General features: G+C 36.3%; 18 protein-coding genes and 2 pseudogenes. 11 read left to right on the top strand and 9 right to left on the bottom strand.

The genetic code is table 11. The features are described 5' to 3' along the window. Nucleotides 1–125: 125 nt before the first annotated feature. From BLS33_RS13540 to legP, 4 genes are all read right to left on the bottom strand, one after another. A complete protein-coding gene (locus BLS33_RS13540) occupies nt 126–1,925 on the bottom strand; it encodes a hypothetical protein (protein WP_089890083.1) in 1,800 nt (599 codons plus the stop codon). 15 nt (nt 1,926–1,940) lie between these two features. Next, complete coding sequence (locus BLS33_RS13535) at nt 1,941–2,225, bottom strand: hypothetical protein (RefSeq protein WP_089890080.1); 285 nt, start codon at nt 2,223–2,225, stop codon at nt 1,941–1,943. 367 nt (nt 2,226–2,592) lie between these two features. Then, entirely contained in the window at nt 2,593–2,937 is a 345-nt protein-coding gene (locus BLS33_RS13525; protein WP_089890074.1) for a YbaY family lipoprotein, read from the bottom strand. A 1-nt stretch (nt 2,938) separates the two neighbouring features. Further along, nucleotides 2,939–4,477 (bottom strand): Dot/Icm T4SS effector Zinc-dependent metalloprotease LegP, encoded by a 1,539-nt coding sequence (legP, locus tag BLS33_RS13520; protein ID WP_089890071.1) that lies wholly within the window; start codon nt 4,475–4,477, stop codon nt 2,939–2,941. Nucleotides 4,478–4,804: 327 nt separating this feature from the next. Here legP and BLS33_RS25465 point away from each other — a divergent pair. The 3 genes and pseudogenes from BLS33_RS25465 to BLS33_RS13505 all read left to right on the top strand — a co-directional run. Continuing rightward, nucleotides 4,805–4,996: pseudogene (locus BLS33_RS25465) on the top strand (IS256 family transposase); the annotation flags it as partial. 155 nt (nt 4,997–5,151) lie between these two features. After that, nucleotides 5,152–6,006, top strand: a complete 855-nt coding sequence (locus BLS33_RS13510) for a hypothetical protein (RefSeq protein WP_143017613.1) — start codon at nt 5,152–5,154, stop codon at nt 6,004–6,006. 19 nt (nt 6,007–6,025) lie between these two features. Next, nucleotides 6,026–6,460 carry a hypothetical protein gene (locus BLS33_RS13505; protein WP_089890065.1) on the top strand — a complete coding sequence of 145 codons (435 nt, stop codon included), beginning with the start codon at nt 6,026–6,028 and terminating at the stop codon, nt 6,458–6,460. Nucleotides 6,461–6,738: 278 nt separating this feature from the next. Here BLS33_RS13505 and BLS33_RS25460 read toward each other — a convergent pair. After that, nucleotides 6,739–6,922 (bottom strand): annotated as a pseudogene (locus BLS33_RS25460) (hypothetical protein); the annotation flags it as partial. 138 nt (nt 6,923–7,060) lie between these two features. On the opposite strand from BLS33_RS25460, the gene BLS33_RS13500 reads away from it, so the two are divergent. The 6 genes from BLS33_RS13500 (at nt 7,061) to BLS33_RS13470 (ending at nt 15,751) form a co-directional block, all read left to right on the top strand. Continuing rightward, nucleotides 7,061–7,339, top strand: coding sequence for a LuxR C-terminal-related transcriptional regulator (locus BLS33_RS13500; RefSeq protein WP_245731445.1), 279 nt, complete (start codon nt 7,061–7,063; stop codon nt 7,337–7,339). Between the two features lie 1,345 nt (nt 7,340–8,684). Beyond that, on the top strand, nt 8,685–10,730 hold the full coding sequence (locus BLS33_RS13495) for a gluzincin family metallopeptidase (protein ID WP_089890062.1): 2,046 nt from the start codon (nt 8,685–8,687) through the stop codon (nt 10,728–10,730). 5 nt (nt 10,731–10,735) lie between these two features. After that, nucleotides 10,736–12,211: a ComEC/Rec2 family competence protein gene (locus tag BLS33_RS13490; protein WP_089890059.1), complete on the top strand. Its 1,476-nt coding sequence runs from the start codon at nt 10,736–10,738 to the stop codon at nt 12,209–12,211. A gap of 33 nt (nt 12,212–12,244) precedes the next feature. After that, complete coding sequence (locus tag BLS33_RS13485; RefSeq protein ID WP_089890056.1) at nt 12,245–14,017, top strand: amidohydrolase family protein; 1,773 nt, start codon at nt 12,245–12,247, stop codon at nt 14,015–14,017. Between the two features lie 189 nt (nt 14,018–14,206). Then, entirely contained in the window at nt 14,207–14,539 is a 333-nt protein-coding gene (locus tag BLS33_RS13480) for a hypothetical protein (protein WP_143017612.1), read from the top strand. A 261-nt stretch (nt 14,540–14,800) separates the two neighbouring features. After that, nucleotides 14,801–15,751, top strand: a complete 951-nt coding sequence (locus BLS33_RS13470; protein ID WP_089890047.1) for a hypothetical protein — start codon at nt 14,801–14,803, stop codon at nt 15,749–15,751. Nucleotides 15,752–16,331: 580 nt separating this feature from the next. Here BLS33_RS13470 and BLS33_RS13465 read toward each other — a convergent pair. The 4 genes from BLS33_RS13465 to BLS33_RS25425 form a co-directional block, all read right to left on the bottom strand. After that, on the bottom strand, nt 16,332–17,918 hold the full coding sequence (locus BLS33_RS13465) for a hypothetical protein (RefSeq protein ID WP_089890044.1): 1,587 nt from the start codon (nt 17,916–17,918) through the stop codon (nt 16,332–16,334). 38 nt (nt 17,919–17,956) lie between these two features. Further along, entirely contained in the window at nt 17,957–18,433 is a 477-nt protein-coding gene (locus BLS33_RS13460; RefSeq protein ID WP_089890041.1) for a patatin-like phospholipase family protein, read from the bottom strand. Nucleotides 18,434–18,544: 111 nt separating this feature from the next. Next, on the bottom strand, nt 18,545–20,242 hold the full coding sequence (locus BLS33_RS13455) for a pentapeptide repeat-containing protein (protein ID WP_089890038.1): 1,698 nt from the start codon (nt 20,240–20,242) through the stop codon (nt 18,545–18,547). A 90-nt stretch (nt 20,243–20,332) separates the two neighbouring features. Continuing rightward, nucleotides 20,333–20,524, bottom strand: a complete 192-nt coding sequence (locus tag BLS33_RS25425) for an acyl-CoA-binding protein (protein ID WP_089890034.1) — start codon at nt 20,522–20,524, stop codon at nt 20,333–20,335. 1,526 nt (nt 20,525–22,050) lie between these two features. Between BLS33_RS25425 and BLS33_RS13445 the strand changes: the two genes are divergently transcribed. Both BLS33_RS13445 and BLS33_RS13440 read left to right on the top strand, forming a co-directional pair. After that, entirely contained in the window at nt 22,051–22,938 is an 888-nt protein-coding gene (locus tag BLS33_RS13445; RefSeq protein ID WP_089890031.1) for a LamG-like jellyroll fold domain-containing protein, read from the top strand. A 113-nt stretch (nt 22,939–23,051) separates the two neighbouring features. After that, nucleotides 23,052–25,187, top strand: a complete 2,136-nt coding sequence (locus BLS33_RS13440) for an outer membrane protein assembly factor BamB family protein (RefSeq protein ID WP_089890028.1) — start codon at nt 23,052–23,054, stop codon at nt 25,185–25,187. Nucleotides 25,188–25,221: the final 34 nt, after the last annotated feature.

The raw sequence follows: 25,221 nt of genomic DNA, 5'->3' as shown, positions 1-25,221 counted from the left end.
CTTGGGAATCATATTTTAAAGCTCAAAGCTAACTGAAAATGGTTTTTCATCTCAACTTTTTAATCATTATACAAACTAATCGTACGCTTATGCCACCTAAAATCAAGCCTTTACTCAAACAACAGTTAATTGTACATATTTTTCCTTAGGTATTCCAGGTCCAGACATTCATAATAAGTTCTTAAATTGTTGTTCGATATTTCAGCTATCAAATACCCTATAAATAAAACAAATGGATACCACTTTGGCTCAGCAGAAAACTCTTTGGTTAGAATCTTGATTCCAATATCTTTTGCAAACTTTAAACTATCTAAATCTGCTTCTTTTGGTGTATATATATCTACCACAAAACCGTTTTCTTTAAGTGTATCCTTAAAGGCATTTGAAAAATTGAAAAGTAGTCTCGCTCCAGGGAACATGAGCCATTCGGCGCTTCCCCATAATTCAACCATGTAGTTATACTCTTTCTCCATGGCAGCTTCGACCAAATTTTTCGGTATTTTAAAATTAGAGTCAATTTCTCTAATACCTTTTAATGTTTTGAAAAAAGGATTGTTCATATCACCACCCACCAGTTCTTTTTCCTCCTCAAGGGTTTGATTAAAGATTATTTGAACTTTCTTGGATGATTCGGTATCTAAATTTTTTTCTTCAAAATATTCGACTAGGGCTTTTGTATAAATAGTTAGTCCAGAAAATAAACTTTCAAAGTTTAAATCTTTAATTTGATTCAAGAAATGATCTAGTTCTGATTCTTTGATATCATTAAACTGTTTGGAATTTGGTGTTTCAATTCTTTCCTCCTCCGTCAAAGTTGAAGTCAAAATCTCCTCATTTGTTTGATCGCCTTTTGGTTCCTTTTGTCCGACCTCATCACTGCTTCCCTTTTTCCCATTTTGTCCAATATCATTCTTGCCATTACTATTTCCAGCTTCGGTTGACGTTCCAGTTTGTGTTGCTTGACCATTTTTTCCATTTGTAACTTTTGGTTTATCGCCACTCTCGCCACCATGTGATCTATTTTGGTCACCATTACCGCTATTTTCACTTTGGTAGTCTTTTTCTTTCTTACTAAAAATATCGGGCACTATTCGCTCACTAAAACCGCCAACAGCTGCAACAAGTAAAGATAGAAGGGCACTATCTAAAGAATTAAATCCCAATTTACTGCCATCAACAATTTGTATAAAATTGGACTTTATCATCCATACCAACAAAATTCCAAAAAGGGCACCTAGCAAAATTCTAATTTTGGAATCTAAATTTGACCTTAGCTGTGGTAAAAACAGATCGGCTTTCAGGTTATTGATCTTTTGTGTAACAGATATAAAGGCTCCGGTTGCTCCTGCTGCGGCCAAATAAACAGAATTCGAAAAATTTTCACTAAAATGTATGAAAAGCTCTCCAGAATTGGCCAATCTGCTCTCATAAAACCATACGAAAATTGCGACTATAACGAACACCAAAAATAAGGTCAAACTTTTGAGCGTATAGTAATATCGTGCTAAAGAGTCAATCTCATTTGTTAGATATTTCTTGAGTTCTGTCAGTTCTTTAAGGTTTTCTTTTTCTATCGAAGATCCGTTTTCAAATGAACCCTCCTTGTTAAGGAAGCTTGCAACATAACTCGAAATAAGAGCGTAAACCCTATCTTTATTGGCAATTCCTAATTTTAATTTACCCTTATGGAAGGAAGCGATTTTTTCAGAAAAATGAGCTAATTCTGTCAAATACTTCGTAAATGGCGCTAACCTAGACCTATACTTACCGCCTGCACCATATCGAAAAGCACCATATTCATCACGATAAAAGATATAAAATTCATTGGTACTCCCTACCTGATTTTCACCGCTTGTCGCCTGTTGATAAATCTTTTTTATAATGACGTTAGTGCCATCAGGTTGCTCTACTTGATACTTCTTCATTGATTTCAGGAAATGTTATTTGATATAAATATCACCGATTTTAAGGTCTAGTTGATTATAAACTTGACTTTTTAGTTTTGACACTAACTTAAGATATTCTCCTTGACTTATTTTCATTCCTTCAAATTGAATATTCAAAGTGTTTGGTTTATCGATTGCAATCTTAATTAAACCTGGTATTTCTTCTTGATTCAATCCAAGAGAGGAAAGTGAAGATCCCCATATTTCGCCTTCATCTTCATTCTCGGATTGCATCTTTTTAATTTGATTAATTATAATTTTTGTTACGTCAGCATTCATGGCTTAATCATTATGAAAAATTAATTTTTATTGTTATTATACTGATGGCACAATATGATTTCAAATTTAAAATGCCATTTACAGATTTTAATGACAATGTAGAATTGAACTGTAACGCTCCCTTTTTTCGGACTATCTATTGGACCACCTTTTACTTCAAAAGTGATTAAGTCCGGTATTGCATTTTCTTCAATGGCCCTTTTCATGACCTGTACGACTCCCTTGGGCGCGAAAATTAAACTTGGTTTCCACGGTCATGGCCTTGAGGCTCAAATAATCACTAAATTCTGAATATGGACTCAAAATAAATTTTATTTATGATATTTTATACTAGTAATCATTCAGTTAAATCACTTGAATATCATGTTCAGTTTACTAATTGAACCTCAACAATATGTTGATTATCGAGGGATCTTGAGTATGCCGGATAACTTTGGGTGGTAATAAAATCACCTTTATCGATATTTCCATTTCCATTAAGATCTATATGAGCACTAATAATGATTTCTTTACCCTGCCCACTATTTATATCATGAAATCGAAATGGAAGCTTATCGCCTATATCAAATTTATCAGGAAGGTGAAGCGTCAATTCCGAAATTGTTTCCGAAACACTATCGGATTTACTCACATCCAAAATTCGTACGGTAATCTTAGCATCTCCAAGCTTTTCATGAGATGCCGGCAATACTAAAGATCCCTCGATATTCATTTTAATCCAAATCGACCTTTACAGATAATGTGCGATTGGCCCTCTCTTCATGATCTTGACCATTTGATTGAACTTTCAATTCGCCATTGGAACGATCTTTACCATGACCATTGGAAATAGTAAAAGAATCAGATTGCAGATCGGCGGACTCAAATTCGGCAAGTTCCGGGAAACTGCTCATATCCGACAGATTTGCAACGTTCTCGACCACCTGAACGGTCTCCTTTTGATTAAACTCACTCATCGCAGGTATTTCTTCAAAATCCGCAGGTGGCAATGCGAATACATAGCATTGGATTCCCTCGAACTTCCAACCATTTCTACCACGACCAAGTTCTCCCCAGGATGTTGTGTAGAAGTGATCTCCTATACTTGAATTCCAATATCGATACAATGGTATGGTCCCCGCATGTCTTTTGGGAAAGACGTAGCCCATAATTTGTTCCAAAACCCAACCAGATTTGCCGGCCCCCAATTCTCTCCAGTTGGTTGTATAAAAATGGTCCTTAATTCGGGCATTATAATATCTAAATAGTGGCACAGTATTCGTAACCGGACGAGGATGAATATAGCATTGGACTCCTTCATGGGCATACCCATTACGACCGCGACCCAACTCGTTCCAATTTGTCGTATAAAAATGATCACTATTGCCCCAGTATCGGAATACACGAGTAGTTTGAGGAGGAGGTTGAATATTTGGATAAAGTGCTCGCACGGCAGCAATATCGCCTGCACTCAATCCGTTTCTTTGACCAATATTGGGGTTTCCAACCAATGGAACAATAGTCGGTCGATTGTTTCTTGAAAAAGCAAACTGACCATAGTGCATAATAGAATCATAATCATAATTGCCAATATCGTCACCATCGGCTATGTGCTGGTTGAAATTATGCTCACGTCCCTGCTGAACATTATCCCATTGAACCCTCACGAATCTATTTCTATCCTCGCGGCTTTGTTCATGCCACAAACCAACAGCGTGACCAATCTCATGAATTGCCGCCCCTAGTCCACATCCAGAAGCAATGGAGATGTCCTGACGTCCGCCTCTTCTTCCAATGTAGGACCAACAGCCATCGGCCGAGATGAACCGAATAAAGTCAGGGTAGCGTCTGGCATTAGCAGGGGTTCTGATAATGAATCGAATATGGGTGTTTTGTCTCCAATGTTCAATAGCACGCTCAATATTCCGCCTGGCGGTAGCGGTTACATTATCATCAATAATATAAGGTAATATACCATTGGGCCATCTATATTCTTCGCCGGTAATACCTACTCCATGTGCTATTCCTCTTGCCGACAATTGATCGGAGTCAACCGTGCTGGATTTTCTCTCAAGGTCCTCGACCGACCCTAGACAGATATCACCTTCGAAAATAGCTTTATCTTCGATAACCGAGTATTCGACTTCCTTAAAGTTAAAAGTATCTCCCTTTATATAAGAAGTTCGCACATCATCAGAAGACCTGAACCATTCCAATTTTGCCTTATTCTCGTCAGAATTTGAATTTGACTTTTTTTCATTTTTTTTAGCCATCACGTTGTAATTTTGGTTGTTAATTGTTAAAATTTAAAATATTGATTTGAAGAGTAGGCACCTAATATTTATGCTCCTATGAAATAATGGGAGAAGGGGGGATTATTCCGTAAATCCACTTAACAAATCAAATAAGAAAAATCAGCGATGCATCCAATATTGGATGTGAAGTTCTATAACGATTTCAGCTATTATCAAGGAGGAATCTATTAGAAGGAATTTGTCTAAATTGATGACACTGAAATCTGACAATAAGTTACGAAAAAAAAACATGCAATTAGGTGGTCGGAAGCTTTTTTCTTTAGTAAATTTGATATATCTACCTACATTAATGGGAAGATCAGGAATTATACAAAGAATAATCTCTCACTCCCGACGGACGACACAGTAATGAAATCTGCATATTTGGCGGTAAGGGTTGCGACTAAATAATGATTGATGCCTATCAGGGACTGTTGCATTCTCCTGAATCAGTTCCTAACGATTTATGAAAAAAGGGCCCAACTTTACGTGCAGTAAACCCTAGCCATTCTGATTTACACACTTTGCGGGTCAGGTTCCAAGATAGTTTCAATCAGTATTTCAAGATATGGATTGAGCAACATCGAGAAAGCAATATTATTTGAATGGATTTTATTTTTCGATTGGCTTTGAATAAGTAACTTAAAATATTTATGATGAAGTTGTATTATATTTTTTTCTCATCATTATTAATTTCATGCTATTCCTGTGCAACTTTTGATTCTGTGAAGAGTATGGGAAAAATAACTCAAAATCTAAACCGGCTAAAGGAAACTTATGTTAACAAACCTTGCGACATAGATTTTGTTTTTAATGACGCAAAAAGCGATTACTGCCAAAAATTTAGATTGAATGATTCCGTGAGAATGAAGACTATTGACCTTCTAGTTACGTATGGGAAAACACTGGAGGAATTTGCAGAAAAATCAGATTTTTCGGCTGATGAACAGATTGATTTACTGATGAACAATTCTAATTCTGCCAACTGGACACATTTATCACATTACTCAGTCGAGGGAACACAAAGAATTGTAAATTCTATATTTTCATTAATTAATAACACTGTAAGGCAAAAGACACTTAGAAATGAGATTTTGAAAAATAATGACTCTTTTCAAAACATAATCGGTTCATTAGAAGGGGATCTGGAATTAAGAAAAGAATTCTATGTCAAAATCAACAATACTATTGAAGACTATATGAATGAGAACGATGACTTCGATGCCGACAGAAGAGAGATTATAGATAATAATGATAATCAGATTGGTTTTGCCAAAAGAAACAGATTGGATAAAATAAATATAAGGTTTTTACAGAATAAGATTAAAAATGAAATTGATCTTATAAATAACTCATTGAAATTTTTAACCGCATCGGGCGATGCTCACAGCATTTTGGCAACAAATTACCAATCAATTGGAACTAAAAATGATATTAAAGTGATGCAATTAATACTCAAAGATCTCAAAGGAATCTATAAGGGTTTTGATAAACTAATGTCAGAATAAAATATCTTAATTAAAAATTATGGCAAAAGATGATATAATCAAGAAAACGATTGAAATTTCCTATGCTTTTGATGAAATGGCCTCAAAAGTATTTGAGAATGCAAAGGTATTGGTTAAAGAAAATTCCCTAACCTATAGAGAGTATAAAGAAATTATGGATAATTATTATTTGCCCTTGATGAACTACTCCTCTAAAATTCTAATCGATAAGAGTAATATCATCATCGATGATATGGAAGATTACATTGATGAAATTCAGCAATCAACCGAAAATCTCAAAAAAGTAGCCAAAAAATTAAAAAGGTCTGAAGAGATATTTGGGGGTATAATCTATTTATTAGCATCAGCAGCCTCAATTGCTACATTCACGATTGCCCCGTCAACAGTAAGCTTTTCTGCCGCATTGGGCACTATTTCTACATCAATTGATAAATTAAGGGGTTTAACAGAATAGTATTATAGGTTACGGTCTACGATAAAAATACGAAGCCTTTGCTGTTTAACTTTATTAGCTTAAGACAACTTAGCAATTCTAAATATGTTTAGCTAACAAGTCAGCCTCATTGGGGGATATATCCCCAATGATTACATGGGATGAACGAAAACAGCTCAGATTCCCCGATTATGACCGATACCAAATAAAAGAAGATCAAAATAATTATACCCAAATATATTAAACCAGAAAAGCATAATTACATTAGGCCATAGTCAGGTAAGGCTGAGACAACAGGTGGCCCTTCGGTGCTTTTCATAATCCAAATGTCCATCGAGTTCGTCTTTGAGCATTTTCTCGATGCCGCGTTTTTGGGGTTCCTTCAGAAAACCGTTAAGCTCGTCAACCGGTCTTTAACTGCTTCAGAAAATAGTGGCTATTTCGGTTCGGATTGTGCCACTGATTTCGGAGGCTTTGTGCCAGGCATTTCGGTCCGAAACGTGCCAGTATTTACGTTTCGATCTGTGCCATTTTGATTTATGGCGGACACCGTAACGTTTCGTTTTGTGCCACTTCGGGAGATCAAGCAGTTACCTTATCGCGCTAACATAAAAGCACGATATGGCCAACACACTTGATCCAATGGACCTAAAACACATCATTACCTTGCACTTGGACGGTTACAGCAACCGTAAGATCGGGACCGCCCTCGGCATTTCCCGCAACACGGTGAACACATATATGGGCCTGTTCAAGGGGAGCGACCACACCTTTAAGGAACTGCTGTCCTTCGATAATGCCCGTCTCACTTGCTATGGCCTCATATCATCCCTACATTTCAAAATTATCTCTTGGTTCACCCAACATACAGCGCCAAAGGACACCAAATTAAATCCTTAAAAAAGGGTGGCTCGAATGGCTACATATTGAAGCAAATACTATTTTTTGCGTCAAAATTTTTCAATGTTTACCGCGGTTCCCATCGTTTTTAACGCAAAAACTTTATAATCCCAAATTTCGAATTTTCATAATTATTTGGTTTTCTATGAATTATAAATTACTAATATTTTCAGAATCTGGTTTTTACTGTAAAAATTTGCCGTGTTTAGGGGCTTCCCAAGGTTTTTACAGTAAAAATGAGTAATTATAAAAATCGCATATTCACCCAAGTACTTGAAAATGAGATAAATAAAATACGTGACATCGCTTTAGCGTGTTACCCTCTTGCTTTACAATTCTCACTCGCAAAAGCTCGCTCCAATATGTAAACGTTCCGCCCTTTAAACACTATCAAATTCAAGTATAAGAAATTAGAATCCTTTTAATTTTTATATCCAGAGCGTTTTTCCTTTTTGATTCTACAAACAGGAATAATTGACAACAAATTCTATTGATTTTTCCGTCAATTGTTCCTTTTACTTCCCATAGAGCCGTTGCGCTTCTCCTTTTCGATATCGTTACTAAAAACTGATTTGGGCTTAGTAAGGATTTATAAAAAGAGCGAGGCACGAGCCTGATTATGCAGTTCATCTAAGAACAAATCGGTTTTCTTTATAATCGGAAAAGGGACGGGGTGTAGATTCGGGTAGTAGGTTGAAAACCATTATTCTTCGAGTTCGAAACCTCCTTGAAGCAGAAAAAATAGGAAAATGTCAATTCAGGCCAAGCGGACTTAATCCCAAAGTTTTAGGTCGGGAATGTTGCGTCTCATGTATTTTCAACGGGAATAATGAAATGGAGATTTCAAACTTCGGGGTTGTATCCAAAACCTATTGTAGCGAGGCTCTTTCCCTGGAATGCAGTGCAACGTAATGGAGCGGGAATGTACTGAGTGGGATTTAGGCAACAAAATATAATTATACGTAAAAACATATAATTTCAAGAAAAAAACAAAGTATGTGTCATTACGCATAATAGAAAGTCAGCTATTCGATAAGCATAAAAAACTAAAGTTTGGTGAAACTCTATATATTGGCTACTTGAAGGTTAGGTTCTGGTCTTTTTACCAATTTAAAAATTAACCAATTTTCCAATAAGAACATACCCTATTTCGCAAAATCCGAGATTTCAAAAAAAATCGAGCTTACTAGTTAAATTTTATATTTGTAAGAATCAAATCAATTTATTTTGTAAGAATTAAATTATTTTTAGTATCTTGTTTTTCTCCAATGAACGTGAGTTCCTACACCTCCCCCAATTGCTAGTTTGAAGCAGAATTATTATTTAGACTAAAACAACCATTTATATGGATTTACCATCCGTTAGGAAATTGCGTGGATACGCTTTTGACCCGTCATTATCAATCCGTTTAGAAACCCATCAAATTAATGAAATCACTTATGAAGTTCCGTGGGAGGAAATTGATTACTCCGATGGGACCTTGCGAGGAGAGTATGTTGAAATAATTGATTACGACCCCTCTGTAAAAGAGTTTTATGAAACCATTGATTTTAACAATCAAAGTATTTTAGCAGAAAATGGTTTAGCTCCAAGTGAGAGTAACCCAAAATTCCATCAGCAAATGGTTTACGCTGTTGTAATGACCACAATCAAAAACTTTGAACGTGCTCTAGGAAGGAAGATGCTATGGTCTACACGAAAATTAGACTATGACCCACAAAATGGTAAATCAAAATATGAGGAATATATAGATAGAATTCGTATTTATCCTCATGCTATAAGAGAGGCCAATGCTTATTATAGTCCTCAAAAAAAGGCTTTACTTTTTGGATACTTCCATTCAAACCCTATGGATCAAAAGGACCAAATGCCCGGAACATTGGTTTACACATGCCTAAGTCACGATATAATCGCCCACGAGACTACGCATGCTATTCTGGACGGGTTGCAAAGACATTATAACGAACCGTCCAATCCAGACGTTCTGGCTTTTCATGAAGGCTTTGCAGATTTGGTGGCTTTATTCCAACACTTTACTTTTCCAGATGTACTAAAACATCAAATTGCTGTTACAAGAGGTGATTTATCACGACAAAATTTGTTGGGAGAATTAGCTCAGCAATTTGGAGTCGCCATCGGACATTACGGCAGCTTGAGGGATGCAATAGGCGGAATAAACGAAGAAACAGGTGAATGGGAAAAAAATATTCCCAATCCCAATGAATATAACGAGGTAATGGAACCGCATCATCGGGGCGGAATTTTAGTAGCTGCCGTATTTGATGCTTTTCTAGCCATTTATGAAAGAAGAGTGGCTGATTTAAATAGAATAGCTTCTAATGGAACTGGAATATTACCACAAGGTGAATTGCATCCGGATTTGGTTAATCGGTTAGCCACGGAGGCTTCTAAAACTGCTCAACATGTTTTATACATGTGTATACGTGCAATTGACTATTGCCCACCTACGGATATCACTTTTGGAGAATATTTAAGGGCTATTATAACTGCGGATTGTGATTTGGTAAGCTCCGATCCATATGCCTACCGACTGGCGTTTATGGAGGCATTTAAGAAAAGGGGCATCTATCCTCAAGGTATTGTTTCATTGAGTATAGAAAGTTTATGGTATCCGAAAATTTCTATTCCAGAAGGTCCTAATTCTATGATAGAAATTATCGCTAATTTTTTAAGAGATTATAGCCATAAAGTAGCCTATTATACAAACAGAAAGGATATTTATGAGATTACTAAAGGAATCATTTCTGGAAACATCAGTCTTGAATTAAGAAAAAAAATGCTTTTACAGCCAGATGAGTATGTAATGAGTCTGCATAGAAGGATAAATGTTAAGTTCAACAAGTCAAACGATTTTATTAAGATGACTGGTTTGATGTTTGGTAATATAGGCGAGAATTTTGGTATACGCACCTCATCTTCAAACGGAGCTTCGTTTTCCGTTCAAAATTTAAGGCTAGTTAATAGAGTTGGGCCAAATGGCAATAAAGTAAATCAAGTTGTTTTTTCAATCATTCAAAAATCTGGTGTGATAATAAAAGATGATAAAGTACTACGAACATTTATACCAGATAGAAATGTTGATTTAACCTTGGAAAAAATGGAAAAGGCTTTTATTTATCGTGGGGGTTGTACGCTGATTCTTGATTTAGATTCCCGTAAACTAAAATATTCGATTAAAAAACCTTTGTTAGTCTTCAGGTTGAAAAATAGAAATCAGGGAAATCCACTACTTAATAAGGAGGCAATTGAAAAACAATGGTTGTTTCAAAACGAAACTAGCGTTAATGCCATGAGCGAATTTCAAAAATATTTTAGTGCAACTATAAATGATCATGCATTTGAGCCTTTTGCATTATTACACCAACATTAGAAGTTATGTCAAATATTACACACGCAGATATCAGGATGTACGGAACCGGTACAGGGGACTGTTTTGTCCTCAAATTTTTTTCTGATGAATCACAAAAATTCACAATGATGATCGATGGTGGCACTTGGAAAGGTACCAAATCACATTTGAGTAAATATGTTAGAAATCTAAAAAAGTACGTCTCCGGCCATATAGACTTACTGGTTATTACACACGAGCATAAGGACCATGTTTATCTATTTGATGCATGTTCAGACTTGTTTACTAAAAATTTTACTATAGATGAGGTTTGGATGGCTTGGAGCGAAGATGACCAGAATGATTTGGTTAAAGAATGGAAGGATAAATTTGGTCAAAAGAAGAAAGCCTTGGCTATCGCTTCTGATAAAATAAGTTTGGCAATTCAGGATGAAAAATTGACAGTACAACTTAGTAAAGGGTTCAATGGAACTGAAGTGGTGAAACGTTTTAAGAAATTTTCTAGCTCCCTTAACGATTTTAAAGAGCTCCATTTCTCTGTTGATAGCTCAGGGAAATATAAAGGTGGTTTAAAAGGAATGGAAATAATCAAAAAGCAGATAGCAAAAGATAATATCAAATATTGTAAGCCCGGAGAAATAGAATCCATATCTAAACTTCCAGGAATTAAGTTTCACATTCTAGGTCCTCCAGAATCTTTTGAGGCAATAAAAAAGGAGCATGGTAAAAAAGGAAGCGAAGACACTTATGATCACAATAAAGTCTTAAAAAGGAGTGATTCCTTTTCTGCGGTAATCACTGAGCAATCTTCAGCGATGGGCCAATCTCCATTTGATGAAAAATATAACGATTCCTCTGCAAAGTCCAAAAATTATTATAATCAATCAGATAGTTTTTGGAGAACGATTGATTTGGATTGGTTAGTAAGTGGAGCTGGAAATTTGGCTCTTAGGGTTAATACAGGAATCAATAATTTAAGTTTGGCAATGGCTATCGAATTTGAAGATTCTGGAAGGGTAATGTTGTTTCCGGGAGATGCTGAGTTTGGAAGCTGGGAAAGTTGGCATAATATTGAATGGAACAAGAAAGGTAAAAAGGGTAAACACTTAACTGAAGATTTATTGAACCGAACTGTCTTTTATAAAGTAGCGCATCATTTGAGTCACAACGGTACTGCTAAAGAAAAAGGACTTGAAATGATGACATCTTCAGATTTGGTGGCAATGGCTACATTAGATTTTGAAGCTATTAGTAGTAATTGGAAAAGTACAATGCCGAATCGAGGTATTTTAAAGGATTTAATAAATAAGACCAAAGGACGGCTTATCATAATGAATGAAAAAGACCTGTTTTATGACTTTGATGAAAAAGTAACCTTAAAAGATAAAATTGAAAGCGAACGACTTAGATTGAATGAAAAGCAACAAAAAGCGTTCAAAAAATCTTTTAAAGAAACTAAACTTTATAAACAATATACTGTACAGACCAATCTAGAAAATTAATTGTCAACCGAATAGGTATTTTAAAAATCAAATATGAGCACACCAGCCAACCAACCAATAATAAATTGCCATACCCATATATTTAAAGGTAATCATGTGCCACCTTATTTGGCAAAAACCTTCGTTCCATGGCCTCTGCATAGAATATTTACCGTACCATTCATACTTTGGGTATTTAAGAATTTTATTAACCGTAAACGAAAAAAATATGAAGACCCTTGTATTGAAAATCAGAGAAAAAAAGTAAATAGAAAAATAAAAATCCAAAGGAATTTATTTTTACGAACTATAATTAAATTTTTAAAAATAGGTTTAACTATTCATGCAATATTCATAGTTTGTGATTGGTTTGGAATTACAGAGGAATTCAGAATAGTTGACAAGGTGCAAACTTCTTTTTCCGACAATAAGTTATTACTCCCTTTTAAAAATCTGATATTTCAAATTACAATTGTTTCATTGGTGGTTCTATTTGTAAAATCTGGACGAAATCTACTGTGGTTTATAGCTAAAAAAGCATTGAAGTTTTTGTCCTTACTTCCTGGGAAAATGACCAGAGACTTAATAAATCGTTATACCTTATTAGGTCGATTTACCATTTACGAAAATCAAAAAACAACCTTCTCCAAATTAGTTCAACAGTATTCACCCGGGAGTAAATTTATAGTGCTGCCAATGGATATGGAATATATGGCTGGGGGTCCATTAAAACATGGAAGTAAGTATAAAGATCAGATGGCGGAACTCGCCATTATTAAATCTGAAAGTAAAAATAAGGATGCCATATTACCTTTTGTGTTTGCCGAACCTAGACGGATTAAAGAAGAAGAAAATCATTTGGATTATAGCTTTGACCCTAATTCTGGGAAAGTAGTTTTGAACGAATGTTTTATAAAGGAGTACATAGAGGACAAAAAGTTTAGTGGTTTCAAAATTTATCCAGCTCTAGGTTATTATCCATTCGATGAAGTCCTATTGCCATTGTGGTTATATGCCGCTGATAATCAAATACCAATAATGACTCATTGTATCATTGGTACTATTTTCTATCGAGGAAAGAAGAAAAAGCAATGGGATGAACATCCTGTATTTAAGGAATATGTCAATTTGGAACATGAAAAAATAGGGCCTCTATTGTTATCTCAATGGAAGAATATGGATTTCTGTACAAACTTCACTAATCCCGTAAATTATCTGGTACTTCTTGAGGAGGAATTATTAAGAATATGGGTTGCAAAAGGAAGTCAGGCAACTAAAGACCTTTTTGGCTTTATTAACGAAAAAACAAAGTTGAAGAGGGATTTGTCTAACTTGAAAATATGTCTTGCACATTTTGGTGGTGATGATCAATGGCAGAAATATCTGGAACATGACCGATATAATTATGCTCAGGAATTAATTCAAAACCCTGATGAAGGAATCGATTTTATACATACAAAATCGGGTGCGTTTAGTTGGAAGAAATTGGAAGATTGTTGGAAGTATGTTGATTGGTACTCCATTATTTGTAGCATGCTGATTAGGTACCCAAATGTTTATGCAGACATAAGTTATATTCTTCATAACCAAGAAATATTCCCTCTATTAAAGGAAACAATAAACACACCCAAACTTGGTGAAAAAGTCTTGTTTGGCACAGATTTTTTTGTCGTTCGTAACCATTCATCAGAAAAAGGATTGGTCTCGGATACTTTGGGTCGGCTTACAACAGAAGAGTTTAATAAAATAGCCAGAATAAACCCCTTTCAATATTTAAAAAATACAATTAACGAAAGAAATCGCAATTTTTCATATAAAAATCAATAATTAGCTTGAAAGCTACTAGAATATTTAACACCAATAAAAATCATGGAAGTTAATGAAATCAAAAAGAGTGTAGCCAAATTAGAAAGGAAAGGAACCAAAGGTCTATGGCTACAATTTTTAATTTTCCCCCTTATACTAGGTGTAATGGGTTTTTGGTTTCAAAACTCTATACAAGAATCTGAAAATAAAATGCAAAGACTCAAGATGACTCAGGCTATTCTAGGCGACATTTTTACAGATACCATATATGAAAGAACGGTTGCCATGAAAAGTATAATATATGAAATCTTGAACGATGAAAAAATAGCAAATAAAATTAGTTCTATGGTCGATGCGCACTTATCCAAAACCGCTAAAGAATCAGATTTGACCCAATTCAACAAAGTCTTAAGCGCAATAGAAAATTACTCCAAGCCAGGCAATACCTTGCTAGAAAATCTTAAAACTTCAGACATAGTAATTTCCAAACTGAATAAAACCCAGATGGCTAAAAGAAAGGAAAGGGAGGCTTTAATTACCTAGCCTCAGGAAACTTACAGAAGGCTAAATTAACGTTTAAACGGTGGACTCGATATACCCTACATACCATCAAGTATGGGAGATTTATAGGTATTTAGATAACAATCAGAATAATTTTGATAATCAGGAAGAGATCAGAAAAATTCAAGAGCATGCTATTAGAAATTTAAATTACGGTGCCCCAAAAGATTTAATATTTAAAATTGAGGACCGAATTCAAGACAAAACTTCCAATTGAAGTAATAATAATCAACATTTTATTTTATGAAATCAATTAAGATTTTTATTTCAATACTATTAGTTTTGATTTTCGTTCTTCCTAGTTTTTCACAAGAAAACAACCAAATTAGTGATGAGCCATTTCTTTACCAAGTAAATGGAAGAGTGGCTCTTAGGTTGTTCGAAGGCGAATACAAGGTTCCTACCAATAGTGCCGAAATCTCTGGAAAATATGGCTACGATTTAGTAGGCAAGTATAAGACTCTAGTAGAATCTCTTGAAATTGAATATGTTCTGCTTCAATTAAGAAACTGGAAGTACAAAACTGCTACAACCTCTATTCAAGATAGTTTGGCAATTGGAAAGGTAAAAATGATACTGCGGGGAAAATATCGGAATAAGGGGAAATACAAAGGTAAGTCTACTCCTTTTTATTATATCGATAATACTCCAAATATTATTGATCAGGAGGATCAAGATAAAGTTTATGTCATGAGAATGACCGATTTCAAATATCAATTGGATGAGGGTTTCATTCGCAAGCGTTACGATACAAGTAACTTTCATATAGACTGGGGCGCTTCACTTACGCTACCTTTTAAAATGAGACCCGAAGTGAATGATTTAAATATGAAAATAACACCTGAAATATCTCTTGGAGGATTCTTTGGTTTAAGAAAAAGAATAAATCCGTATAAACCACATTACATTTATCTACCCGTGGTTACCGCTGGAGTAACAATTATTGGCCTAAATAAAGACAATGTAATTGTTGAACAAAATACGGGAGATGCAAAAGACGGTTTGGTATTTGCCAGAACTGTCTCTGCCGGAATTGTAATTGCCCTAGATGATTTTCAATTAGGTGCTGTGATGGGGTGGGACAAAGCAGGTGGTGAGATTGGAAAAGATTGGATTTATAATGATAGGCCATGGTTCTCGTTTCAGATAGGCTTTAATTTTTTACAAAGGAAAAATGAAGATTCTGACCAATAAATTGTCACCTATTAATTAGCGCCTAAATTATTAAATCAATTCGTATTGCAAAAATGGAGGTGATAAAACTAATTTTTGAAAATACTTCTCTCTGAGAAGTAGTAATACTGCTTATCATTATATATATGTTTGCAATACCAAAACTTATTGACTGAATCAGTAAATTCAAAGTTGGGGATTTCGAAATAAAGCTGAGAGAGCTCAAAAAAGAGGTTGCAAAGGGGCACGAGAGAATTAAGGAATTGGAAAATGAAAAAAGCAGGTTACAAGAAATATTGTAGGGGCATGACGCTAATTCACCCCTAAAGGAATTGTCCTCTTGTTAAGCAAAAAAGACACATAAATTCAATATTTACACGCCGAAGGGAAACAGAAATTAATCTAGTACCGATGCGTTTGATAGACAAATGCCACCAGTCCCACCCGAAAAGGGGGCAATTTTTACAATCATTTACACTTATTCTAAAGTGCCCAATGTCGAAAATTTAAAATAATGAACAAATCCCTCGAAGCGGATTCGAACCCAAATCTTCGCGCTAACGCGATATTTTACTTAAAATACGAGGGATTAATTATTGTGTTACCCCCAAGGTATATTCTCGGAGGTTTTCCATTTTCTTTTAAATTTCTTATTATTTAAAGCTTTTTCAATTCTACCTCTTAGCCTTATCAAAAATGCACTATTTGCGAATTCTTCATTTGACATTTGCAATTCAGGGTTATCAAGCAATTTCGAAGAATCTTTATCAAATCGTACCATTAAACCAATATATAAATCAACCAATCTATTTAAATTTAAGTCACGATAATAAATTAAAAAAGTTTTTTCAAGAAATTCCAATAAAATAGCCTTCTTCTCACTTCCAAAACGTGTCACAATGAATTCACTTATGGAGTATTCGACTATATTTTTATCAATTCTTCTCAAAAATTGAGCGTCCAAAATGTTTTCATCTTCAATTTTTTCAAGGTTTTTAAGAAACTTTGTCTTTAAAGATTCCTCAATGGTTTTTAAAGCAATTAACTTGTTTTTGGAAACATAATGAATTTTCTTAGATATTTTGTGTTCATAAAAGCCATCCTTCAATTTGACTTTCAAATCTATTCCTCTTTTTACTCTTTTATAAGGTAGAATCTGAGGTTTCAAATTTGGTATAATTCCCCAATTGGGAAAAATTATTGAAATAGGAAAAATAGACAAAGAGATTATCGACGGGATACCAAATTTTAAAAAATCTCTTCGTCCATTCATATTGGGAGAACTAATATAGAAATTACGCCAATCCAATTCTTTTACTTCAAAGAACTTTAATAGAACAAAAAGTGTAACCGAAAATAAAGAAATGGTTGCGAACTTATAGACCAATGCAGAATGATATATATCCAAAGAATTTACAATCCAACTTAACCATGCTGTATGAATAAAGGGTATTGCAAGCATGAGAACTGTTAAAATCAACTGAGCGAATTTGAGTTTTGAATTTTGCCATCCCAAAGAATATAAAAGATGCCTTTTCAAATCATTCTTTAACATCAAGGGTGACAACCAAAATGGTATATTCAAATCTAAGTCTTGAACCTCTTCGCAACCTTGGTCCAATTCAACAAAATGTATATACAGTATCTTCTTCAAATAGAAAATCAATTTCCCTTTTGCAATCAAATAAAACATTATTAGAAACAAGAACAAAATCAACCAAAATACTATGCCATTTCTTGCATCTAATATTATGGGAGGCAAAGTAGGTATCTCATAAGAAACTTTTACACCATTCGATAATGTATCTGCAACTTTCAAAGCTTCGCCTTTCTTATAAAGAAATGTCTTTTGATGCTCATTTATTACCTTGTCTTTTCTACCAATAAGAACCATCCTCTTCGAATCAAAGGATTTTTTATCGTAAAGAACTTCTCGATTATTTTTCTTATAGATTTCTGCATTTTTATATAGTTGCTCAAAGTAACGAACATCCTCATTTATATCTACTATTTTTTGTGCTAGTACTACGTTGGGCAACAAAGAGTACAAATAAGTATAGATAAGCAAAAAGATTAATGCAACCCCAATATTTCTTGAATTGGTTTTTGTGGATTGAAACTTAGCAACATATGTTTCCTTGAGCTTTTTCAGCTCATCAAGTTGTATCTTGTCTGTTTCACGCCCCATTGGTTCCGTTCAATTTAATTTATAGCTAAACCCAATACTCACATACCAACTACTGTCCCATATTTTTCCGATAAAGTAGTAACATCTGTTACAGAAGTTACATCCACATCAACAAATCTCTCTGCGATCGAATTGACACTTCCATAGGCTATTCCCCCACCAAAACTGAACTTCACTTTATCACCGGTAAATGTCAAACCCGGGCCAAATGCCAGATATGGCGTAATATCTTCTTCAAACGGAACAAAAAAGCCAAGATTTAAGGTCGGGATTACTTTATCCATCTTTTCTTTTATTTCACGGAGCTTAAGTCCGGCTGCTATGGTTAGCGCCGTCAAAGCGCCTGCGGAAGCTCCGGCAACAGCTTTAAACCAACATTCCTGTAATTCCATTGCCTCCAAAGCGCCTATATAGGCTAACCCCTTGGCCCCTCCACCCTTCAAAACTACAGATACTAATTCAAACTTTAATGGTTTTTCCCACCACCTTATATTTTTTATGAATGGATGCTCCATTGTTTTAGATTTTGCTATTCAATTACTGCTTTAACTTAATTTGGGTATTTCTCATCAAAAAGCAGATATAAGTAATAACTTTCTAAAAATGCTCATGAACCCAATCCTTGTTCAGCCAATAAACTTCACTCCTTGTCTCAATAAATAATTATACATTGATGAGCTCATTTGAAATGGTTTTCGTACACTGGCCCCTTTCCAGCTGCTTCTTGCATAAGTTACAAATCTAAAGTCTACATCATGGAATGCTGTACCATCAAACCTGGCATAAGAAAGATTAGCTTTGGATAAATCGGTATCCTTTAAAGCAGCACCGGAAAAGTTAGCAAACCTAAGGTCACAGTCTGTAAATGCCACCGCATTGATGGCTGCATTCCGGAAATCAGCTTTAAAGAGATTGGCCCCTTGAAAATAGCAGTCTTTCATAGCAGACGTATTAAAGTCTGTTCTTCTCAGAGATGTCCTAATATTTCCATTATTAATAAATTTACAGGTATTCAGCGTGGCATTTCGCCAATAGGTATCATCAAGATTAGAGCCATTGAATGCTGTCATGCTGATAAGACTTGTGATAAAATGCGAGTCTTCCATTTGCGCATTTAGGAAAGAGGATTCGGCAATAGAAGCCTGAATGAAATTGCCTGAAATATGGGCACCATTTAAACAGGTTTTATTCAATTTAGCCTGAATGAATAAGACTATTTTATCATCACCTTGAATATCATCGAATCTCGCCTCACTTAGCTCGGTCTTGGAGAAGTTTGCGCCATAAAGTTCTGCCCCATTAAATGTACTGCCTCGTAAATTGGCATTGGTGAAGTCACAATAATGGAGGTAGGCGTTGGTGAAGTTGCAATTACTTGCATTGGTACTGGAAAACACGGCCTTTTCTGCATGTACATTGCGAAAATCACAACTTTCAAGAGTTTGATTTCCAAAGAAATTAGACCCTACAAACCTGTATTTGGTGAGGTCCTCTTTACTTGGTGTCTGCCATTTCCGTAAATCTCTTCCCGAGTAATTTCTGATTCCAATAGCGTTATCGTAAATATCAGGCTCTTGGCATGTATACCCGTCAGCAGGTATCCAGGCGATATATTTACCAGTCTTTTTTCCAATTATCCATTCCATTTTTACCTTATCATAATTGGCAAATCTACTTTCCCAGACCCCTTTTTTTTGATTAAGTTTTAAAACTATTTCTTGATCTGGATTATTGTTATCATAAATATGAATAAGCACTTTCTCAGGGTCCTTATGATCGGTATAACCAATACCCAGCACTATATGACCAATCAAGCTTCCTTCTTTAGCCGGCATCAAGCCTAATGGACGACACTGATTAGCCTTAATTCTGTCTTTATAAAAATTAAAGTGATGGCCGTAAGGAGGCAGGCAGTCGTTATAATATTGGGTCCCTTTTCCTTTAATCAATACATTTGAAAGATATTCGTCTCCAAAAACTAAAAAGGAGTCAAACTGCCTTTCCATTATATAATCCGCCAGTACGTCCCCGTCTGGGGGAGGCCTTCGATTGACGACCTTATTGCCATCTGGCAGTTCTTCTAGTGCGGCTTCAGGAACGGAAAAACGCTTGGAAAGAAAAAAATCCAGAGCCGAAAAGGTCATCCCGCCGCATCGCCCTGAGGTTGTTATCGGATTGCCAAGGAGAATCCAGTCTGGCAAGGTAAAAGGAAGATTAAATAGCTTGGCAATTTCCCCGAAGAGTACGGAGTTTTTAAAACTGTTGCGAAAATGAAAACCATGTTCTTTTGGTTTAAATTGTGGGTCGGTGAATACAGTTGACATAGCGGTGCATTGTTTTAGGTTAATGATATTTTGATGCTATATTCTACTTGAAGGCATTATCGTTCGAGGCAAAACCTTGTTTGATGTAATTCACTGATTTTTGGCATGTTCCAGAGTTTTACCTGATTCAGCATTCCATGCTTGAAATTTAGGAGAGTCAAAATCCCACCCTAGTTGATTGGCGGCTGCAAGAGTATAACCCCACATGGCTTGTTTATATAGTCCATAAAGCTTTAAAAGCTTTTTTTGGGTGTGTCTTTCCCCATTTTGGAATAAATAAATTCGGTGGCCTCATCGAATATTTTATCTCCTTCGGGTTTAAAAAATAAATTTACTTTCATAATTCCCGTAATAGGTTATAAATTAGGTATTAACCAATATAAAAATTTAAGATACAAGCGTAATAGTACTTGAAAACTTAGATTTAATCGATTAATTTATTCAAATAAGGCTAACAGGGGAATTTGATCAATAATCCTTAATCTTTTTCTCTGAACAATACGAACTTAATATTTTCAAACTATATAAATGGCTCATTGAAAAAGCCTAAGTTTTGAAACCGAAAATATTTCATTGCGTTGTGGTTGGCAAACAAAAAACCCCTACAATTGTTAGGGGATACTCATAAAGGTAGGAAAAAACAATAATATATACAAATACCCTTAGAGATATTATTTCATTCGGCCGTACTATAGACATTCTATTCCAAAAGTTTAATGTATTTATTTAAATCCTTATCCCTGAAGGCACAAAATCTCTTCCGCTTCTTTAACCGCAATATTATGATTCCCTCAGACTTCTCTTAAACACCGGTATAATGGAATCCTCCACTAGGGATTACCTATGTTATTATGATTGTTCGTCATCGGCTTAGTTGATGATTTAAACATGGGCCTAATAATTCTGTGCCGGCCAGTTAAAATCTTCCTCGACATAATAATTATGGCACTACATTATCGCAAAAAAACCATAGTCAAAATAGGATTTATTCTGGGAATCGTCCATCATACCTATGATTTTGTAGGGCTTCTTATTATCCTTTTACAAAATAAGGGCCTTAATCATGGCGTTTCCATTTGGAATATATTTATTTGCTTTCGTCATTGAAATAACTTGGGTCCTTATTTCTCTTGGTATATTCTGACTATCGTCTTCGACCAGGGAAATTCCCAATATTTCCAAAAGGTATTGATCGGCATGACCGCATCCTTATTCAAAGTTTTTATTCTCCTTGCCTTTAAGTTTTAATCCTTTGTCTCTAATCCAAAAGTGGATTGTCCAAAAATCTCCTCACTTTCTCGATTTCCAAGAAATCGGCGTGCAATACCTTGACAAATGGTGCAGATTAGAAAACATACTTTTCTTTTTCTCCATTGACTGTCATTTCATGTATTTTAGTTTAAGAGCGGAGGGCAAAGGAGCGGTAAAACTAAAATAGGGGTTAGTGTCGAAGACTATGTAGTGAAGCTGTTTGCCCTAAATGCAGTGAAATGTTAAAAAAGTTCTTCTCTTAACTTAGACGAAAATTAAAGTTTTATTAGAAATGCTTTTGAAAAGTCGCCTATTCGGTGAGCACAATTTCCCTACTCCTTCCAAACCCCTATCAATAGACGTTTCCATCGGTAGGTTCTAGTCCCTCCGGCTCCACTGAAATGATACTATCTCAACCCACAAACCCTGTAAATCATTGATTTACAGGGTTTTTATTTTTAGGTTGACTAATTTATCGACATTCTCCATCTGTTTCCGTAAGTTGCTTCTTATATTGCAATATCCAAGTCATAACTAAAAGAGGGAGCGTTTTTAAAATGAACAATAGAAAATCAGTTTATTTACTTTGTGTTTTAACACTTCAAACCTCAGTCATAATTGCGCAGCATACATCGGGACTATCAAAAGAGCTGAAAGCAACTGCTAATCTAATTGCTTTATGGGATTTTAAGGAACCTGAAGGCCAAGAGCGTAACGCATATGGCGTCGGCGACTTCCCTCTAAAAGAAGCTGGAGGCACAACGACAAGAATTAATGAAGGCCCGTTATCAGGCTATTCAGCCAGTTTTGAAGGGTCGAATTTCTTGACACTGGCAAATTCAAAAACTGGAGCGCTCAATATCTTTGGACCAAGTAAAGAAGTTACGGTAATAGCCTGGGTAAAATGGACAGGAGAACAAACCGGCTTTGTAGGAGGTATGTGGAACGAATACAAAGATGGGGGCAAGCGCCAATATGGTTTATTTGCCTCCTTGCCCCATTATAATGGCAGAAACCAAGTGTGCGGACACATATCCAATACGGGAAAACCAACACCTCCTTTTCCGTACTCCATTGATTATTCAGCAAGCAAGGGTGAAATTAAAAAAAATGCATGGCAGTGCATCGCTTTCACCTACGATGGCACTTATATCAAATCCTATTTAAATGGTAAATTCGAAAAACGTAAACCAGAACTGATTGATCACACCATCGGATTTGAAGGCTACCCGAACGGATTGACCCAGACAAAAAATCCATATTATTTTCCATCTGGCATGGGAAATAATGGTTCCGATTTCACGGTCGGAGCTGTCTTATTAAAACGAGGTATGGGAAATTTCTTTAAAGGTTTAATTGGAGGTTTGGCTGTTTTTGATCGAGCCTTGTCCGATAAGGAATTAAGTGATATTGGGGAAAAATCAAATTTTATCATCAACAAATGAGTCCTCCTTTGATCAATATAAAAACTTGTGCTTATTTGTGTAGCACAACATAATTAACGCCAAACAACTTCCTAAGTCGGGAGTTTTTACCAAGAATATGATAGAAAATTGATATGAGAATTCAATGTGTTACCTGGGCTTTATCCGCAGTTTTAATTTTAACAGGGTGTAGTGAGCACAGTAAAGAGCAAGGAGAAGCAGACAAGGATTGGCCGGTTTATTTGGGTGGAAACAATAGTATTCAGTATTCGCCACTAGACCAGATTACCAAGAAAAACGTCACGGAGCTAAAGGTTGCTTGGGAGTTCGCCACCGGCGATGCCGATCCGAATGGAAAAACACAGATCCAATGCAATCCGATAATAATCGACGGCGTACTGTACGGTAGCTCCCCAAAACTGAATATTTTTGCCCTTGATGCGACCACAGGAGAAAAAAAATGGATATTCGATCCCAATGCTAAAATTAATTTTGGCATGAACGTCAACCGTGGCGTGACCTATTTTAAGGAAGGAGACAAAGAGCGCATTTTTTTTACCGCCGGACCCGAATTGTTCGCCTTGAATGCCAAAACTGGACTATTGGCAGACGACTTTGGCATTGACGGTAAAGTATCTTTGAAAGATGGTCTTGGGGAAAATGCAAAAGACAGGTATGTAGTATCTACCACACCGGGTGTGCTGTACAAAGACAAGATCATCTATGGTACCAGGGTTTCGGAAAATGCCGATGCCGCTCCCGGCACCATACAGTCGTTCAATGTGCATACCGGCGCGCTCGAATGGACGTTCAGCACGATTCCAAAACCAGAAGAAATAGGCTATGACACTTGGCCCGAAGAAGTTTATAAGAATACAGGTGGGGCAAATGCTTGGTCGGGTATGAGTCTCGATTTACAACGTGGTATAGTTTACGTTCCTACAGGATCTGCTTCGTTCGATTTTTGGGGAGGGAACAGGCTAGGTGATAATCTTTTTGCCAATTGTATACTTGCCCTGAATGCGGATACGGGTGAGCGCATCTGGCATTTTCAAACAGTGCACCATGATATGTGGGATCGAGATGTACCCGCCCCCCCGGCATTGGTAACGGTCAGTCACAATGGCAAGCGAATAGATGCCGTAGCGCAACATACCAAATCGGGCTTTATATTCCTGCTCGACCGTGAAAGCGGCACACCACTATTCCCCGTTGAAGAGCGACCGATTCCCCCTTCCGACCTTAAGGGAGAAATGGCTTCGCCGACCCAGCCCTTCCCGATAAAACCGCCTCCGTTCACACGACAGAAATTCACTAAAGAGGAGATAACCGATCTGTCTCCGGCTTCCCATGATAGTGTTGCCAAAAGGTTGGCACAACTACGTACCGGTGAACCTTTTATTCCCCCTAGCGAACAAGGTACAATCGTTTTTCCCGGTTTTGATGGCGGTGGCGGATGGGGCGGTGCGGCTTTTGACCCTTCGACTGGACTTTTGTATGTCAATGCCAAGGAAATTCCATGTATCATTACCATGGAAGAAACCAGAGCTTCCGACGAAAAGGAAATCGCGAATCCGGGAGCGTACGTATACCAATCTCGTTGTGTGATGTGCCACGGCAAGCAAATGCAAGGGGACGCATCGGGAATCTACCCACCCTTAAAAAATAGTGCTGAAAGACTTTCTATGGAGGAAGCTATCGAAATTATCAACAATGGCCGCGGATTTATGCCCGGGTTCAAACACATTTCCGAAAAGGAAAAAACGGCAGTCGTCAATTACATTTTCGGACTTGAAAACTCGGTCGAAAACGTGCACGAATTCGGGAAAGAGGCCAATGAACGACTCTCGAAATATAGGCACACCGGCTATAATCGCTTTTACGATCCAGAAGGTTACCCCGCTATAAAACCGCCTTGGGGAACACTTTCGGCAATAAACCTGAACGAAGGTACCTTGGCATGGCAGGTACCGCTTGGGGAATATGAAGAATTGACTAAAAGAGGCATTCCCAAAACAGGACTTGCAAATTATGGAGGGCCTGTAGTCACCGCTGGCGGACTCATTTTTATTGCATCGACAGTCGATGAATATTTCAGGGCTTTCGATAAAGATACGGGAGAAGAATTATGGAAATACAAGTTGCCCGCCGCAGGTTATGCAACACCCAGCATTTATGAAATAAAAGGCAAGCAGTATGTAGTCATCGCCTGTGGTGGTGGCAAAGCCGGCACGAAGTCTGGTGACCGCTATTTAGCTTTTAGCCTCTAAGCAAATTCTGCAATGTATTGAATTCATAACTATG

It is taken from the genome of Kriegella aquimaris (genome assembly GCF_900103215.1).
Classification (GTDB): domain Bacteria; phylum Bacteroidota; class Bacteroidia; order Flavobacteriales; family Flavobacteriaceae; genus Kriegella; species Kriegella aquimaris.
The sequence above is the reverse complement of the archived record's forward strand: the minus strand, read 5'-3'. Positions and strand labels throughout refer to the sequence as shown.

Coding starts and splice junctions, on each gene's coding strand:
- legP (WP_089890071.1), bottom strand. CDS start 4,477: ATGGCTAAAAAAAATGAAAAAAAGTCAAATTCAAATTCTGACGAGAAT.
- BLS33_RS13470 (WP_089890047.1), top strand. CDS start 14,801: ATGAAATCAATTAAGATTTTTATTTCAATACTATTAGTTTTGATTTTC.
- BLS33_RS13480 (WP_143017612.1), top strand. CDS start 14,207: ATGCAAAGACTCAAGATGACTCAGGCTATTCTAGGCGACATTTTTACA.
- BLS33_RS13500 (WP_245731445.1), top strand. CDS start 7,061: ATGGCCAACACACTTGATCCAATGGACCTAAAACACATCATTACCTTG.
- BLS33_RS13535 (WP_089890080.1), bottom strand. CDS start 2,225: ATGAATGCTGACGTAACAAAAATTATAATTAATCAAATTAAAAAGATG.
- BLS33_RS13485 (WP_089890056.1), top strand. CDS start 12,245: ATGAGCACACCAGCCAACCAACCAATAATAAATTGCCATACCCATATA.
- BLS33_RS13465 (WP_089890044.1), bottom strand. CDS start 17,918: ATGGGGCGTGAAACAGACAAGATACAACTTGATGAGCTGAAAAAGCTC.
- BLS33_RS13445 (WP_089890031.1), top strand. CDS start 22,051: ATGAACAATAGAAAATCAGTTTATTTACTTTGTGTTTTAACACTTCAA.
- BLS33_RS13490 (WP_089890059.1), top strand. CDS start 10,736: ATGTCAAATATTACACACGCAGATATCAGGATGTACGGAACCGGTACA.
- BLS33_RS13525 (WP_089890074.1), bottom strand. CDS start 2,937: ATGAATATCGAGGGATCTTTAGTATTGCCGGCATCTCATGAAAAGCTT.
- BLS33_RS13505 (WP_089890065.1), top strand. CDS start 6,026: ATGGCAAAAGATGATATAATCAAGAAAACGATTGAAATTTCCTATGCT.
- BLS33_RS13540 (WP_089890083.1), bottom strand. CDS start 1,925: ATGAAGAAGTATCAAGTAGAGCAACCTGATGGCACTAACGTCATTATA.
- BLS33_RS13510 (WP_143017613.1), top strand. CDS start 5,152: ATGATGAAGTTGTATTATATTTTTTTCTCATCATTATTAATTTCATGC.
- BLS33_RS13460 (WP_089890041.1), bottom strand. CDS start 18,433: ATGGAGCATCCATTCATAAAAAATATAAGGTGGTGGGAAAAACCATTA.
- BLS33_RS13440 (WP_089890028.1), top strand. CDS start 23,052: ATGAGAATTCAATGTGTTACCTGGGCTTTATCCGCAGTTTTAATTTTA.
- BLS33_RS13455 (WP_089890038.1), bottom strand. CDS start 20,242: ATGTCAACTGTATTCACCGACCCACAATTTAAACCAAAAGAACATGGT.
- BLS33_RS13495 (WP_089890062.1), top strand. CDS start 8,685: ATGGATTTACCATCCGTTAGGAAATTGCGTGGATACGCTTTTGACCCG.